16 protein-coding genes are annotated in these 14,563 nt (G+C 69.0%); 8 read left to right on the top strand and 8 right to left on the bottom strand.

From position 1 onward, the window contains the following. The 4 genes from ACIQ3R_RS02150 to ACIQ3R_RS02135 all read right to left on the bottom strand — a co-directional run. On the bottom strand, positions 1–633 hold a 633-nt coding region (locus ACIQ3R_RS02150; RefSeq protein WP_397414563.1), incomplete at its 3' end, for a sugar phosphate isomerase/epimerase family protein. Positions 634–772: 139 nt separating this feature from the next. Beyond that, positions 773–1,999: an MFS transporter gene (locus ACIQ3R_RS02145; RefSeq protein WP_397414561.1), complete on the bottom strand. Its 1,227-nt coding sequence runs from the start codon at positions 1,997–1,999 to the stop codon at positions 773–775. A 263-nt stretch (positions 2,000–2,262) separates the two neighbouring features. Further along, entirely contained in the window at positions 2,263–2,886 is a 624-nt protein-coding gene (locus tag ACIQ3R_RS02140; RefSeq protein WP_397414559.1) for a hypothetical protein, read from the bottom strand. Between the two features lie 386 nt (positions 2,887–3,272). Next, positions 3,273–4,346, bottom strand: coding sequence for a hypothetical protein (locus ACIQ3R_RS02135; RefSeq protein WP_397414556.1), 1,074 nt, complete (start codon positions 4,344–4,346; stop codon positions 3,273–3,275). Positions 4,347–4,514: 168 nt separating this feature from the next. Here ACIQ3R_RS02135 and ACIQ3R_RS02130 point away from each other — a divergent pair, with 168 nt between their 5' ends. Genes ACIQ3R_RS02130 through ACIQ3R_RS02120 form a run of 3 tightly spaced genes read left to right on the top strand, consistent with a single transcriptional unit; the run spans position 4,515 to position 7,227 of the window. Beyond that, complete coding sequence (locus ACIQ3R_RS02130; RefSeq protein WP_397414554.1) at positions 4,515–5,816, top strand: cytochrome P450; 1,302 nt, start codon at positions 4,515–4,517, stop codon at positions 5,814–5,816. Positions 5,817–5,824: 8 nt separating this feature from the next. Next, positions 5,825–6,847 carry a phosphotransferase family protein gene (locus ACIQ3R_RS02125; RefSeq protein WP_397414552.1) on the top strand — a complete coding sequence of 341 codons (1,023 nt, stop codon included), beginning with the start codon at positions 5,825–5,827 and terminating at the stop codon, positions 6,845–6,847. Further along, positions 6,844–7,227, top strand: coding sequence for a hypothetical protein (locus ACIQ3R_RS02120; protein WP_397414550.1), 384 nt, complete (start codon positions 6,844–6,846; stop codon positions 7,225–7,227). Before ACIQ3R_RS02125 ends, ACIQ3R_RS02120 begins: the two co-directional genes overlap by 4 nt. Positions 7,228–7,231: 4 nt before the next feature. On the opposite strand, the gene ACIQ3R_RS02115 is transcribed toward ACIQ3R_RS02120, so the two are convergent. Continuing rightward, positions 7,232–7,624 carry a nuclear transport factor 2 family protein gene (locus ACIQ3R_RS02115; RefSeq protein WP_397414547.1) on the bottom strand — a complete coding sequence of 131 codons (393 nt, stop codon included), beginning with the start codon at positions 7,622–7,624 and terminating at the stop codon, positions 7,232–7,234. 128 nt (positions 7,625–7,752) lie between these two features. Here ACIQ3R_RS02115 and ACIQ3R_RS02110 point away from each other — a divergent pair, with 128 nt between their 5' ends. The 5 genes from ACIQ3R_RS02110 (at position 7,753) to ACIQ3R_RS02090 (ending at position 11,574) form a co-directional block, all read left to right on the top strand. Further along, positions 7,753–8,010 carry an AbrB/MazE/SpoVT family DNA-binding domain-containing protein gene (locus ACIQ3R_RS02110; RefSeq protein WP_397414545.1) on the top strand — a complete coding sequence of 86 codons (258 nt, stop codon included), beginning with the start codon at positions 7,753–7,755 and terminating at the stop codon, positions 8,008–8,010. Then, positions 8,007–8,396: a PIN domain-containing protein gene (locus ACIQ3R_RS02105; protein WP_397414543.1), complete on the top strand. Its 390-nt coding sequence runs from the start codon at positions 8,007–8,009 to the stop codon at positions 8,394–8,396. Before ACIQ3R_RS02110 ends, ACIQ3R_RS02105 begins: the two co-directional genes overlap by 4 nt. A 103-nt stretch (positions 8,397–8,499) precedes the next feature. Continuing rightward, positions 8,500–8,907: a Zn-ribbon domain-containing OB-fold protein gene (locus ACIQ3R_RS02100; RefSeq protein WP_397414541.1), complete on the top strand. Its 408-nt coding sequence runs from the start codon at positions 8,500–8,502 to the stop codon at positions 8,905–8,907. 4 nt (positions 8,908–8,911) lie between these two features. Then, positions 8,912–10,054 carry a thiolase C-terminal domain-containing protein gene (locus tag ACIQ3R_RS02095; protein WP_397414539.1) on the top strand — a complete coding sequence of 381 codons (1,143 nt, stop codon included), beginning with the start codon at positions 8,912–8,914 and terminating at the stop codon, positions 10,052–10,054. Continuing rightward, a complete protein-coding gene (locus tag ACIQ3R_RS02090) occupies positions 10,054–11,574 on the top strand; it encodes a CehA/McbA family metallohydrolase (RefSeq protein WP_397414537.1) in 1,521 nt (506 codons plus the stop codon). The genes ACIQ3R_RS02095 and ACIQ3R_RS02090 overlap by 1 nt, the downstream gene beginning before the upstream one ends. Here ACIQ3R_RS02090 and ACIQ3R_RS02085 read toward each other — a convergent pair. The 3 genes from ACIQ3R_RS02085 to odhB are packed head-to-tail and all read right to left on the bottom strand — an operon-like array spanning position 11,481 to position 14,540. Next, positions 11,481–11,924, bottom strand: a complete 444-nt coding sequence (locus tag ACIQ3R_RS02085) for a GNAT family N-acetyltransferase (protein ID WP_397414535.1) — start codon at positions 11,922–11,924, stop codon at positions 11,481–11,483. The two genes, ACIQ3R_RS02090 and ACIQ3R_RS02085, sit on opposite strands and share 94 nt — an antisense overlap. Beyond that, the gene (gene lpdA / locus ACIQ3R_RS02080) at positions 11,906–13,315 is read right to left on the bottom strand and encodes a dihydrolipoyl dehydrogenase (RefSeq protein ID WP_397414533.1); all 1,410 of its coding nucleotides are present in this window, start codon (positions 13,313–13,315) and stop codon (positions 11,906–11,908) included. The genes ACIQ3R_RS02085 and lpdA overlap by 19 nt, the downstream gene beginning before the upstream one ends. Before the next feature lie 10 nt (positions 13,316–13,325). Further along, a complete protein-coding gene (odhB, locus tag ACIQ3R_RS02075; RefSeq protein WP_397414531.1) occupies positions 13,326–14,540 on the bottom strand; it encodes a 2-oxoglutarate dehydrogenase complex dihydrolipoyllysine-residue succinyltransferase in 1,215 nt (404 codons plus the stop codon). Positions 14,541–14,563 lie beyond the last annotated feature (23 nt).

Here is a 14,563-nt window from a genome sequence, read left to right as displayed (position 1 = left end):
CTTGAGCAGGATCTCAAGGCCGTTGGTGTCGCCGACCGGCGCGAACTCGAAGTTGTGGTTGTGGTAGCCGACCTGGAGTCCCCGCGCCTTGAGCGTCTTGCCGACGCCGTTCAGGAAGTCGGCGTTCATCTTCCAGTCGTCGGCGGTGAGCTCGACCGCCAGGCGCCGCAACAGGCCGCCGACGCCGCCGGGGGTGGGGCTGGTCAGGTAGCGGTCGGGCACGCGGAGGATGGGGGCCACGGCGGTCTTGACGCCGATGGCGGCGAGCTTGTCGGCCAGGGCGTTTAGATCGCCGTCGAGGCCGCCGTCCGGGCCGACAGCGCGGGGCTGGATGTGAGCCGAGGCGCAGGTGAGGCCCACCTTGTCGAGCGCCTTGCGGATATCGGCGCCGGACCGGCCGAGGAAGCCCGGGAACTCGACCGCGCGGTAACCCATGGCCGCGACTGCCGCCAGGGTCCCGTCGAGGTCCTTCGCGATCTCGGGCGCCAGCGTGTAGAGCTGGATGCCGATGGGCAGCTTCTTCTGCTGGAAGAACGGCCGCGACGCCGCGCTCGCGGACCCGCCGGTCACAGCCAGACCCAGGCCGGCGGCAAGCAGGCCGCGCCGGTGAAGATCGGTCGAGGTTTGGGGCACGGGTTGGCTCCTTGGAAATGTTGCGACGCGGGCCCCCTCCACCCCGCTGCGCGGGGTCCCCCTCCCCCGGTGAGGGAGGAAGGGCGTGTCTTCGTCCTCCCCCTCAGGGGGAGGTGGCCGCGAAGCGGACGGAGGGGAGTCATGTGACGGGCGCCTCCGAAGGCGCGCGCTCGGGCGGCTTGAAGGCGAAGGCCAGCAGCAGGGCGGCGACCAGGGCCATTCCGGTCGGGACCAGGAACAGGCTCGTGTAGTCGACCGCCGGCGTCCCGTCCGGGCCCGGTGCGCTGAGGCGGGCCGAAAGCGCCGGGAACAGGAAGCTGGCGACCACGTTGCCGACCCCCAGGATCAGGAGGTTGAAGAGGCCCTGGGCCGAGGCGCGCACATCCTTGGGGAAGACGGCGTCGACGAAGATGTACACCGTGGCGAAGAAGAAGGCGTAGCAGACGCCGTGCAGCAGCTGCACGGAGATGATCACCGGCACGCTGTCGGCCATGAAGGCGAAGACGGCGAAGCGCGCGGCGTGGCCCAGCACGCCGACGATCATGGTGACCTTCCAGCCAAGCTTCACCAGCACCGGCCCGAGGACCAGCATCGTTCCGATCTCGGCCAGTTGGCCGAGCGACAGCACGATCATCGAAAGGTTGCCGGCGATGCCGACCCGGTTGGTCAGAAAGGCGTCGGCCATCACGAAATAGCCGTTGTGGATCACGCTATCGATGAAGGTGACGATGAACAGCACCGCGACGAAGGGGGTGGCGAGCAGACCCAAGGCGCGCCGCCAGGCCAGGGCGTCGAGGCCGGCCTCCGCCTTTTTTGGCGGGGTGTGAGGGAGCGTCAGGCTGTAGGCGGCGAGCGCGAAGGAGACGAGCGCCGCGACCAGGAAGATCCAGCGCATGTGTTCGACGTCGGCGGCGCCGGCCAGCAGGAACACGAACGGCCAGCTGACCAGCATCCACCCCACCGTGCCGCCCATCCGCACCACGCCGAAGTCGCGGGCCGGGTCCTTGAGGTTGGCGAAGGCGATGGCGTTGGTGACCGACAACGTCGGCACATAGAGCAGGCTGAACACCAGGTAGCCCAGGAAGAACGGCCAGAAGGTGGTGGCGAAGGCGGTGACCACCAGGGCGACGCCGCCCAGCAGATGGCTGGCGGCGAGGAACCGCTCGGCGGCGAAGGTGCGGTCGGCGAACTGGTTGGAGAAGAAGATGCCCGCCAGCGCCGCTACGCCCCAGGACGAGCCGACCAGCGACTGCTGCCAGGGCGTGAAGCCCAAGAGGCCCATGTAGGGGAAGAGTTTCGGCGCCCAGGCGCCCCAGACGGCGAGCTGGAGCACCATCATGATGAACAGGCGCGTCTTGACGCTCATGGAGCGTTGTCTCCCCCCCGGAGGTGTTTGACCGGACATTGCCCCGGGACAGGGCAGAGGGGAACCACGGAACGCACGGAACTCACCGAAGGGGCGCGCCTCCCAGCCACCGGCGTCATCCCGGAACGCGCGCAAGCGCGTGTCCGGGACTCAGCGGCAGGGGCGCTGGGACGGTTGGGTGCGGTGGTAAGGTCGTGGGGGCTGGGTCCCGGCTCTCCGACCCGCGGTGCGGGCCTGCGGCCGGGAAGACGCGGGCGCCGGGTTCAGGCGGAACTCAGCACCGGCGCGGAATGGGTGTTGGCCGGGATCATCACCGGAGGCAGCACGGGTGTGTAGGGTTCGCGCGGGGGCGCGCGGAACCTTGCGGCCTGGGGCTCGTCGGTGGGGTCGTCGGACTCCACGACGAGCGGCAGGTCGGTATCCGGCAGACCGAGGCGGCGGCGCAGGCGGGCGATCACCTCTTCCAACGGCGCGTCGAGCAGCTCGGGGCCGATCAGGCGGGCGTCGAGACGCTCGTGGAGGTCGTTGAGCCAGGTCGGATGGCTCCGGCCGGAGGCAGCCTCGGCGCGGCGGATTTCACGGCGCAGATGGACCGTCACCAGCCGGCGGCGGCGCTCCAGCGCCGCGTCGCGCTCGGCCCGGAAGGCGGCTTCGAGCCCGCGCGCCAGCCGGGCCTCCAGGAGGATGGCGGCGCGCATCGTGCGGGCGGCGTCGTTGAAGGCGCGCTCGGCCTGGGCGCGTTGGTCCTGGGTTTGCGCCTCAACCGCCTCCTGCCCCCGGGCGCAGACGATCCGGTGCGCATGCGCCGCCGCATCGGCCAGCATCCGCGCATGGCGCTCGGCCATGGTCTCGCGGGCGACCTCAGGGCTGTGGGCGGGATCGGACACGGAGGAAACAGAACATAACGGGAACAATAAGTCAAGTCCTGAGGGCGACTTATCTGCCGCAGAGATCGCGGAGAGCGCGGTGCGGCAGGTGTTGTCCCCAACGCGCGCGCTTCTTCCACCGTCATCCCCCGGTTCGTCCGGGGGATCCATGGTGATGGCGGGCACCGCTCAAGCCAGCCTTGGCTCTGAAAGCGATCACGTGCTCCCTTGCGGCGGAGAAATGGATCCCCCGGACGAGCCGGGGGATGACGGACTTGGGGGCTAGTGCGGTCGCGGCGTCACGACACCCCTCCCCGACGCGAAGCGCGCAGGAGGGGCTGGGGGTGGGCCGGCTGGGTCGTCGGGTTCACGCCGGATCAGAGGTCGAGGGCCCTTGGCGTCGCGGCCTACAGCCCCAACGGCCGATAGGGGCCCAGGATCAATTGTTCAAACACGCCCACGCCCACCTGGTCCGGTTGGCCGGGGACGCTGAGCGTCGCTTCACTGATGGCCTGGATGTGCAGGTTGCTCATGTCGGCGCGGTCGAAGTTTTCGCAATCCAGGTCTTCGCGCGCGACGGCCAGTTCGCCCTTGAGCGCGCCGTGGCGCCATTCGCCGCCATAGCCGATGCCGCGCATCAGGAAGGTGGACTTGGGTTTCAGTGTCACGGTGGCCGCGCCCTGGTCCATCGGGATGGTCAGGACGCCCCCCTTGGCGTGGCGGGTTCCGGGGATGAGGTCGGTGGCCATGGTGGCGGTGTCGGTGTGATGGCCGCCGTGCGGGCCGGCCCCGTCGGGCAGGATCACCGCGCGGGTGTTCCAGGGCGTGCCGTCCGGATCGGCGTTGTTGTGGAAATAGACGCTCCGGTCGGCGAAGTTGATCGGCGTCCACTGCCAGAAGAAGCCGGCGATGCCGCCGCCCGGCGTGGGTTGGCTGTCGGGCGCGCCGACCGGGCGGATGCCCCAGGAGCGGTCGCGCGTGCCGAGCCAGCCTGAGGCGTCGCTGCGCACACCGTCGACCTCGACCCAGCCGGAGACGTGGGTGTTCTGGGTGAGGCGGGTGTAGTCCATGAACAGGCGCGGGCCGTTGCGCTTGACGAAGCGCGGCTCCTCCACCGGAAAGGCGCGGCCCTCGAAGGTGAGGTCGGCGGCGATGCAGTTGGTCGGCTCGACCACCACGCGCAGGCGCTGCAGCGGCTCGAGCACCTCGATGCGGATCGGCCCGACCCGGGTGTCCATCCGCTCCATGCCCAGGATGCGCGAGGCGTGGAGGCAGCTTTCCTTGCCGTCCTTGACCACCGCGATGTGGGCGTCGGCGACGTTGAGCGCCGGATAGACCCCGAAGGCGATGGCGGCGAACACCGAGCCGTCGGGCGCATAGGCGTTGAAGAAGTAGCGATCGTAGAAGTTGCGGTCGGAGCCCGCGAAGGCGATGGGTTCCGGCGTCTGGTGGATGGGATAGTCGTCGCCCCGGGTCAGCATGGCTTCCTCGTCTCGATGTTGGCTCGCCTCGATGTTGGCTCGCACTGATGTTGACGCGCGGTCACGCTTGCGGGCGGGCGCGCGGCAGTGTCTCTATCCGCCGAAGATAGGATCAAACGAGAGGCGCCGTCCCGCGTGACCTCGCGTCACGCCGGCGGCGAATGTGCCATGAGCGTGATGACCGCCGCCGACCACCGCATCCCCGCCGACCACGCCTTCAACCTCGTGGACCCTGCCGCCTATGCGGACGGGCGGACGCTGGAGACCTATCGGTGGCTTCGCAAGAACGAGCCGCTGGGTGTGGCCGAGGTGGAGGGGGTCGATCCGTTCTGGGTTGTGACCCGCCACGCCGACATCCTGGAGATCAGCCGGCAGAACGACCTGTTCCACAACGGCGACCGCAATCCGGTGCTGACCAGCCAGGCGGCCGACAAACGGGTGCGCGAGATGATGGGCGGCAGCCCGCACCTGCTGCGCACCCTGATCCACATGGATGCGCCGGACCATCACAAGTATCGGGCGCTGACCCAGGCGTGGTTCATGCCGCAGAACCTGAAAAAGCTGGAGGACGACATCCGGGTCATCGCCCGGGCGGCGGTGGACGGCATGGCGGCCAAGGGCGGGACCTGCGACTTCGTCAACGAGGTGGCGCTCTATTTCCCGCTGCGGGTGATCATGAAGATCCTGGGCGTGCCGGAGAGCGACGAGCCGCGCATGCTGAAGCTGACCCAGGAGCTGTTCGGGGCCACCGACCCGGAGCTGGGCCGTCGCGCCAAGGCCGGCGAGGCCGACAAGCCGGCTGAGGAACGCCAGATGGACTTCGGTGTGATCACCGACTTCTTCGAGTACTTCCGCAAGCTGTCGGAGGCCCGGCGCGCCAACCCCACCGAGGACCTCGCCTCGGTCATCGCCAACTCGAAGATCGACGGCCAGCCGATCTCGGACCTGGAGGCGATGAGTTACTACATCATCGTCGCCACGGCCGGGCATGACACGACGAGTTCGTCGACCGGCGGGGCGATGTGGGGGCTGGCGGAGAACCCCGCCGAGTTCAAGAAGCTGAAGGCCGATCTGTCGCTGATCCCGAGCCTGGTGGACGAGTCGATCCGCTGGACGACGCCGGTGAAGACCTTCATGCGCACCGTGACCCAGGACATGGACTTCGCCGGCCGGTCGTTCAAAGCCAATGACTGGCTGATGCTCTGCTATGCCTCAGGCAACCGCGACGAAGCGGTGTTCGAGGCGCCCGACGCCTTCCGGATCGATCGCGGCCCCGCCAAGCACATCGCCTTCGGCTATGGCGCGCACCTGTGCATCGGCCAGCACCTGGCCAAGATGGAGATGCGCATCCTCTGGGAAGAGATGATCCCGCGCCTGAAGTCGGTCGAACTCGCCGGTGAGCCGGCGCTGAGCGAAGCGTTCTTCGTCAACGGCCCCAAGCGCCTGCCGATCCGCTTCGAGATGGCCTGACGGGCGGCATGACCCATCCGCTGGAGCCGCGCCTGGCGGCCTATATCGCCTCGCGGATACCGGGCGCGACGGACGTGGCGGTGCGGGAGCTTTCGCGGATTTCCGGCGGGGCCAGCCGCGAGACCTATCGGTTTGTGCTGGATTGGCGCGAGGGGGCTGAGGCGCGGTCGCGACGACTGATCCTGCGGCGCGATCCGCCGGCCAGCCTGATCGACACCGAGCGGCGGGTGGAGTTCGAGGCCTATCGGGCGTTCCGGGGCTCGGCCGTGCCGGTGCCGGAGATGCTGTGGCTGGAGGAAGGGTCGGACGCGCTCGACCATCCGTTCTTCATCGCCGAGGAGATCGCGGGGTTTCAGGCCGCGCCGCAGTTGTTGTTGTCAGGCGCCTACGATGCGGCCCTACCCAGGCTGGCCGAGCGAAAGTGGTCGATCCTGGGGGAGATCGCGCGGGCCGATCCCGCCCCGCTGCGCGGGATCGTGCCGGAGCCCGCGCCCGGGGACTGCTGGCGCCGCGAGCTGGACCACTGGGCTGGGCTGATCGATCGCGATGCCGCGGCGCCCATGCCGATCACCCAGGCGGCGATCCGCTGGCTGCGCGCCAACCCGCCGCCGCCGGCGCAGAAGGTCGGGATCGTCCACGGCGACTTCCGGACCGGCAACTTCCTCTATGACGCGGCGGGCGAGATTCACGGCGTGCTGGACTGGGAGATGTGCCACCTGGGCGATCCACTGGAGGACCTGGGCTGGAGTCTGCAGCCCGTGTGGAGCTTCGGCCGCACGGGCAAGGCCGGCGGCCTGGTTCCGGCGCGCGAGGCGGTGGCGTTGTGGGAGCGCGCCTCGGGGCTGAAGGCCGATCCGGCCGCCCTGCACTGGTGGACGCTGTTCAACTGCGTGAAGGGACAGGGAATCTGGGTCGGCTCGGCGGCGGCCTTCAACCGGGGAGCCAACCGGGCGCCGATCATGATCTATCCGGCCTGGTGGCTGATCAATGCTCAGGACCGGGCCATCCTGCAGGTGATGGGCAAGCTATGAACCCGACCGTTCCCGCCGTGCTGGCTGAACTGGCCGCGCTGTCGATCCGCAACGCGCAGCCCGGCGTGCCCGACGCGGAGCGGGCCGGGGAGCTGGGGCTCGCCGCCGGCCTGCTCGGCATGGCGGCGGAGATGTGGGACCGGCAGGCGGCGATCCTGGTGGACGAGAACCGGGCGCTGCGGGCTTTGCTGGGCGAGACCGGCGGCGACCCCGACCTGCGGCTCTCCGTGCTGCACGCCGAGAACGACCGGTTGCGCGCCGCGCTGATCACGGCGCACGCTGAGGCCGAAGCGGCCGGCGATCGTGTCCGCGAGGACGCGATCTGGGCGGAACTGGTCGCCTCGACCGAGCGGCGAAGATTGTCGACCGCGCCGGTGTGAGGGGTCAGTCGCCGACGAGGCGGTCCACCAGGGCCGGATCGGCCTCCCGCACCCAGCATTCCAGCAGGCGGCCCTCGCCCACGCGATAGACCAGCGTCCGCTCAACCTCTGTACGCGCGGCGCCGTGGCCCAGCCGCTCGACGGCGATGATCGCGCCGCGGGTCTCGCCCGCCAGAATGTCGACGACCTCAACCAGTTCCCGATTGGTGCGCCGCGACATCTCGGCCAGCGCAGCCAACGCCGCCGGCTTGCCCACATGGGAGCCCGCCAGCCCGTGGCCGCCGCTCCAGTGAAGGACGACGGCGTCGTCGTAGAGGCCGATGAGCGTCGCCAGATCACCATCGCGCCAGGCCATCGCATAGGCGCGTAGTGTGGTTTCTATCTCAGACCCAGTCATTGGCGGCTCTCCGGCGCGACGGCGAGCCTTATCGCACTTGGACCGCGCGCCAACCATGACGTCAAAGGTAGGACGGAGTTGCAGTTTTCGGCCCCTTACGATAGGTAAGGAACGCATCGGAGTGGGCCATGGCAACGGCGACGGTCACGAGCAAAGGCCAGATCACCATCCCGGCGGAGACGCGCGAGCGCCTCCGGCTCAAGGTGGGCAGCAAGATCGATTTCGTCGAGAACCGGGACGGCGAGATCGTGCTGCGGCCACGCAGAGGCGATATCCGGAAGCTCAAGACGCTGCTCAACTACACCGGCCCGACGGTCACGGTGGAAGAGATGGACGAGGCCATCGCCGAGGCGGCGGTCGCTCGGTACCGGCGATCTTCAGAGTGATCAATCTCGATACCAACATCCTTGTTCGCTACATCGCCCGAGATGACCTTCAACAGACTGCAGCGGCGACGGATCTGATCGAGACCCGCCTTTCGGAGCGAGACCCGGGCTACGTCTCGATGATTGCGCTGGTTGAGTTCTGCTGGGTGCTCGAGCGGGCCTATTCGGCGGAACCTCAACTGATCGAGGCGGCCGTTTCGCAACTCCTCGAAAGCCCGGTGATTGAGGTGGAACGCTCCGATCTGGTCGTGGAGGCCCTGGCCCTGTCGCACCGTGATTTTTCGGATCGCCTGCTGCACCTCGCCGGCTTATCCGCGGGCGCAACGAAGACCCTGACCTTCGACCGCCGCTTCGCGCGGTTGGACGGCGTCGACCTGCTGACCTGACCCAACGCCCACCAGAATAGCGGCTCGGGTCTTGACTTGCCGGCCGCCGTTGCCGACGAGACGAGCAAACCGATTGTTCGAACAACCGAGGGAGGGGACGCCTATGCCGTCACGCATGTTGCCCGAGCCGACGCCGGAGACCCGGCACTTCTGGGAGGGCGCGCTGAACGGCGAACTGCTGCTCCAGCGCAATCGCGAGACGAAGGAAGCCTATTTCCCGCCGCGCCCGTTCTGCCCGAAGACCGGGTCGCGGGATGTGGAGGTGTTCAAGGCCAGCGGTCGGGCGATCCTGTGGTCGTACGTGATCAATCAGCGGCCGCGTCCGGACATGGGGACCGAGCCCTACGCCATCGCGGTGGTGAAGCTCGAAGAAGGCCCGACCATGATGACCAACATCGTCGGTTGCCCACAGACGCCCGAGGCGCTGCAGCTCGACATGCCGCTTGAAGTTGTCTTCGAGAAAATGAGCGACACCATCGCCCTCCCCTTCTTCAAGCCCGCCGGAGCCTGACCCCATGACGCCGAAATCCGTCGCGGTCGTTGGCGCCGCTGAAACCACCAAGATGGGCGTGATCCCGGACCTGTCCGTGATCGGGCTGCATGCCGACGCCGCGCTGAACGCCATGGCCGACGCCGGGCTGAAACCGTCGGACATCGACGGCGTCGCCACCGCCGGCGTCAGCCCCACCGAACTTGCCTGGTACCTGGGGATCAAGCCGACCTATGCGGACGGCACCAGCGTGGGCGGCTGCTCGTTCATGCTGCATGTCCGCCATGCGGCGGCGGCGATCCAGGCGGGCCACGCCAAGACCATCCTGATCACCCACGGGGAGTCGGGTAAGAGCCGCGTGGGCGCGGGCCGGTTCGGCGCCTCGCCCTCCAGCATGAACGGACAGTTCGAGATGCCCTACGGCCCGGTGGGGCCGCCCTCGATGTTCACGGTTCCTGTGCTGCGGTACCTGAAGACCTACGGCCTGAGCCAGGAAGACCTGGCGCATGTGGCGGTGGTGCAGCGCGAATGGGCGGGGATGAACCCGCGCGCGACGTTCAGGGATCCGATCACCGTCGACGACGTGATGAACTCGCGGATGATCGCCTATCCGTTCCGTATCCTGATGTGCTGCCTCGTCACCGACGGCGGCGGCGCGCTGATCATGACCTCGGCGGAGCGGGCCAAGGACTTCCCGCAGAAGCCGGTCTATGTGCTGGGCACGGGCGAGAGCGTTGAGACGCCGCTGGTCAGCCAGATGTACGACAGCAATCACTCCACGGCCTTCCGCATCAGCGGCAAGAAGGCGTTTGAGGAAGCCGGCATCAAGCACGCGGACGTCGATCACCTGATGATCTACGACGCCTTCGCCCACCTGCCGTTGTACGGCCTGGAGGACCTGGGCTTCGTGAAGCCGGGCGAGGCGGCGGCGTTCATCCGCGAGGGCAACACGCGGCCGGGCGGCAAGCTGCCGCTGAACACCAACGGCGGCGGGCTCTCCTACATGCACTCCGGCATGTACGGCATGTACGCCCTGCAGGAGAGCGTGCGGCAGATGCGCGGGATCGCCCCGGCCCAGGTTCCGGGCGCCAAGATCAGCGTCTGCCAGGGCGTGGGCGGCATGTTCGGCGCCGCGGGCACGGTGATCTTCGGCAACGAGGCGCCGTGATGCGCTGGGCCGCAGCATGGGCGGCGACGCTCGTGCTCGCGGCCCTTCCGGCGCGAGCCGATCCGCCAACGCCGTCGAAAGTGGCGATCACGCTCACGGGCGAGATCAGCCGGGCAGATCACCAGGCTTATCTGGAGGTTCCCTTCAAGGTTCCGGCGGGCGCCACCGGACTCTCGGTGTCGTTCACCGCAACGGGCCGCGAGGACCGGACGGTCATCGACATCGGTCTGCGCGATCCGGAACGCCTGCGCGGCTGGAGCGGCGGCAACAAGTCGGCCTTCACACTCAGCGAGACCTGGGCGACCCCGTCCTATCTGCCGGGGCCGCTGCCCGAGGGCGAATGGCGGTTGATCCTGGGCGTTCCCAACATCCGCGAGGGCGCCAGGGCGCAATGGGCGGCGCGGGTGACCATCGAAACCGACGGCGTGTTTCGCGGTTTCCCGGGCGGGCCGCGTGGCCGGGGGCCGGGCTGGTACGCGGGCGACCTGCACGCCCACACCGCCCACTCGGACGGGAGTTGCCCGGCGCGATCGGGCGATCGCGCGCCCTGCCCGCTGAGCCGGACGGTGGAGGCGGCGGCGGCCCGCGGGCTCGACTTCGTCGCGGTGACCGAACACAACACGCCCTCGCATCATCAGGCGCTGGCCGAACTGCAGCCGGCCTTCGACACGATGGTGCTGATCCCCGGACGCGAGATCACCACCTTCCAAGGCCACGCCAACATGCTGGGCGTCACCGCGCCGCTGGACTTCCAAAACCTGGACCGGGCCCTGACCCAGGCAAAGGCCGCGGGCGGCTTCGTCTCGATCAATCACCCGGCGCTGCCCTCCGGCGAGGTCTGCATGGGCTGCGGCTGGACCGTCCCGGTGGACTACGCCCGGATCGACGCGGTGGAGGTGGTGAACGGCGCCATGACCTCGGGGCCGCTCTCCGGCATGGCCTTCTGGGAAGCGCGGTTGAACGAGGGTCGGCGGATCACCGGCATCGGCGGTTCGGACAATCACGACGCGACGCTGACCGGACCGCGCGGCGTGGGCGCGCCGACCACGCGGGTCTGGGCGGAGGCTCTGACGCACGATGCGATCCTGGCGGGGCTGAAGGCCGGCCGGGTGGTCATCGATGCACAGGGCGCCGGCGGTCGCAGCCTCGACCTGACGTTCCAGGCAGGCGGTGTCAGGGCCGAGATGGGCGGCGACCTGCCACGGCCTCGCGACGGTCGCGTCGTCGCGGAGGCCGCCGTCAAGGGTGTCGGCGGCGGGCGACTGGTGCTGCGCGGCGGGCCGGAATTTGCGGCGCCGGAGCCTGTGCCCATCTCAGAAGGCGCCACGAGTGTCGCGGTGCAGGCGCGGGTCGCGCCGACGACGCGCTGGCTGCGGGCGGACATCGTCGGGCCGGACGGACGGCCCTGGCTGATCGGCAATCCGGTCTATCTGGCGTCCGAAGGCGCCCTCACGAAGCGCAGCCAGGCAACGCCGTCATCCTCTCCCGCCTCGGTGCAGCGGAAGCCCTCGCGGCGGTAGAAGGCCTGGGCGCGGAGGTTCGCCGTCTGGCACTTGAGCTGGAGGACGCCGCCCGCGGCCTTGGAAACGTGATCCAACAGGGCCTTGCCAACGCCGCCGCCGCGCTCGGTCACATAGAGCGAATGCAGGAAGACCTGGGGTCGATAGAGGGCGGCGATGCCGACCAGACGGCCGCCCAGGCGGGCGACGTAGATCTCCTCGTCCCGCGCGGCGGCGAAGAAATCGCCTTCCTTGTGCCGTTCGGGCGGGAGCCAGGTGAAGGTCTCGCGCAGCACCGTCACATAGAGCGCAGCGCAGGCGGCGAGTTCATCCGGCCTGGCGCGCCGGACGATCAGGCCTGCATTGTCCACCCTTCGACTCCCATGGCCGCCTGACGCAGCGCCTCGGAGCGGGTCGGGTGGGGGTGACAGGTGCGCGCGATGTCCTCGGACGCGGCGCGGAAGCTCATGGCCACGCAATACTCGCCGATCATTTCGGAGGCCTGCGGCCCCATCACGTGGGCGCCCAGGATCTCATCGGTGGCGGCGTCGGCCAGCACCTTCACGAGGCCGTCGGTCTCGTGGTTGATCTTCGCCCGGCTGTTGGCGGTGAACGGGAACTTTCCGGTCTTGTAGGCGCGACCCTCGGCCTTGAGCTGCTCTTCGGTCTTGCCGACCCAGGCGACTTCGGGGGCGGTGTAGACGACGCTCGGCACCAGATTGTAGTCCACGTGACCGGCCCGACCGGCGATCAGCTCGATGCAGGCGACCGCGTCTTCCTCGGCCTTGTGGGCGAGCATGGGGCCGTGGATCACGTCGCCGACCGCCCAGACGCCGGGCGCCGAGGTGCGGAAGTGGTCAACGGCGATGAAGCCCCGCGCATCAGGCGTGACGCCCACGCTGTCGAGTCCAAGGTCGGCCGTGAACGGACGGCGGCCGATAGCGACCAGCACATAGTCGGCCTCAAGCGTCTCGGCCGGGCCGCCGGCCACCGGCTCGACGGTGAGCGACACGCCGGACTTGGTCGTCTTGGCGCCCGTGACCTTGGCGCCCAGCTTGAAGGCGATGCCCTGCTTGGTGAGGGTGCGCTGGAAGGTCTTGGCGATCTCGGCGTCCATGCCGGGCGAGATGCGATCCAGGAACTCGACCACCGTCACCTCGGCGCCCAGGCGGCGCCAGACCGAGCCCAGTTCCAGGCCGATGATCCCGGCGCCGATCACCACAAGGCGCTTGGGCACTTCGGGCAGCGAGAGCGCGCCCGTGGAATCGACGATGCGCTTCTGATCCACCGTCACGCCGGGCAGAGGTGTCGGCTCGGATCCGGTGGCGATGACGATGTTGGCGGCCGAGAGCGTGGTCTTGGCGCCGTCGGCGGCGGTGACCTCGACCTTGCCGGGGCCTGCGATGCGGCCCGCGCCGCGGATCCAGTCGACCTTGTTCTTCTTGAACAGGAACTCGATGCCCTTGGTGAGCTGACCCACCGAGTCGGCCTTCTGGGCCATCATCTGGGGCAGGTTGAGCCTGGGCTTCACCTCGATGCCGAGGGTGGCGAAATCCTTGCCGGCGGCGGCCGCGAACAGCTCCGAGGCGTGCAGCAGGGCCTTGGAGGGCATGCAGCCGACATTGAGGCAGGTGCCGCCCAGCGTCTCCCGCATCTCCACCACTGCGGCGCGCAGGCCCAGCTGACCGGCGCGGATGGCGGCATTGTAGCCTCCCGGCCCGCCGCCGATAATGATCACGTCGTAAGTCGCGGCCTCGGCCATGGGTCGGTCCTCAGACGTCCAGCAGCAGACGCTGCGGATCTTCGATGGCGTCCTTGACGTGGACCAGGAAGGTGACGGCGCCCTTGCCGTCGACGATGCGGTGATCGTAGCTGAGCGCCAGGTACATCATGGGCCGGATCACGATCTGCCCGCCCACGACCATCGGCCGGTCCTGGATCTTGTGCATGCCCAGGATCCCCGACTGGGGCGCGTTGAGGATCGGGGTCGACATCAGCGAGCCGTAGATGCCGCCGTTGGAGATGGTGAAGGTGCCGCCCTGCAGGTCTTCCAGCGCCAACTGCCCGTCCCGCGCCTTGCGGCCGAGGGCGCCGATGGTCGACTCGATGCCGGCGAGGCTGAGCGCATCAGCGTCGCGCACGACGGGCGTGACGAGGCCGCGCTCGGTGCCGACCGCGACGGAGATGTCGTAGTGGTTCTTGTAGATGATGTCGGCGCCGTCGATCTCGGCGTTGACCTCAGGCACCTGCTTCAACGCATGCACCACGGCGCGGACGAAGAAGCCCATGAAGCCCAGCTTCACGCCGTGGGTCTTCTCGAACACGTCCTTGTACTGGTTCCGCAGCGCCATCACCGCGCTCATGTCCACCTCGTTGAAGGTGGTCAGCATGGCGGCGGCGTTCTGGGCTTCCTTGAGCCGGCGCGCGATGGTCTGGCGCAGGCGGGTCATCTTCACCCGCTCTTCGCGAGCATGGATCTCGCGCGGCGCCGCAAGGACGGGCGCGGCGGCCGGTGTGGCGGCGCGGGATTCCAGCGCGGCCAGGGCGTCGCCCTTGGTGACACGTCCCCCCTTGCCGGTGCCCGGAATGGCTGCGGGATCGAGCTTGTTCTCGGTCGCGATCCGCTGAGCGGAGGGCGCCAACACCGGCTCGGCCAGAGCCTTGGCCGCGACAGGCGCGGGGCCTGGCGCCGGCTTGGGCGCCTCAACCTTGGCGGCCGGCGCGGCCTTGGGCGCAGGCGCCGGTGCGGCGGCCCCATCGCGGATGCGGCCCAGCAGGGCGCCGGGCTCGACCGTCGCGCCTTCCTCGGCGCTGATCGACTCCAGGACGCCGTCGGCGGGCGCCGCGACCTCGAGGCTGACTTTGTCGGTCTCCAGCTCCACCAGGATCTCGTCCTTGCGGACGGCGTCGCCGGGCTTCTTGGCCCACTTGGCGACCGTCGCCTCGCTGACGGATTCACCCAGCGCCGGGGTCATGATGTCGGCCATCGGGGGGAAGGCTCCTTGAAACA

The sequence above is a fragment of the Phenylobacterium sp. genome, from assembly GCF_044371015.1.
In the GTDB taxonomy this organism is placed as follows: domain Bacteria; phylum Pseudomonadota; class Alphaproteobacteria; order Caulobacterales; family Caulobacteraceae; genus Phenylobacterium.
The sequence above is the reverse complement of the archived record's forward strand: the minus strand, read 5'-3'. Positions and strand labels throughout refer to the sequence as shown.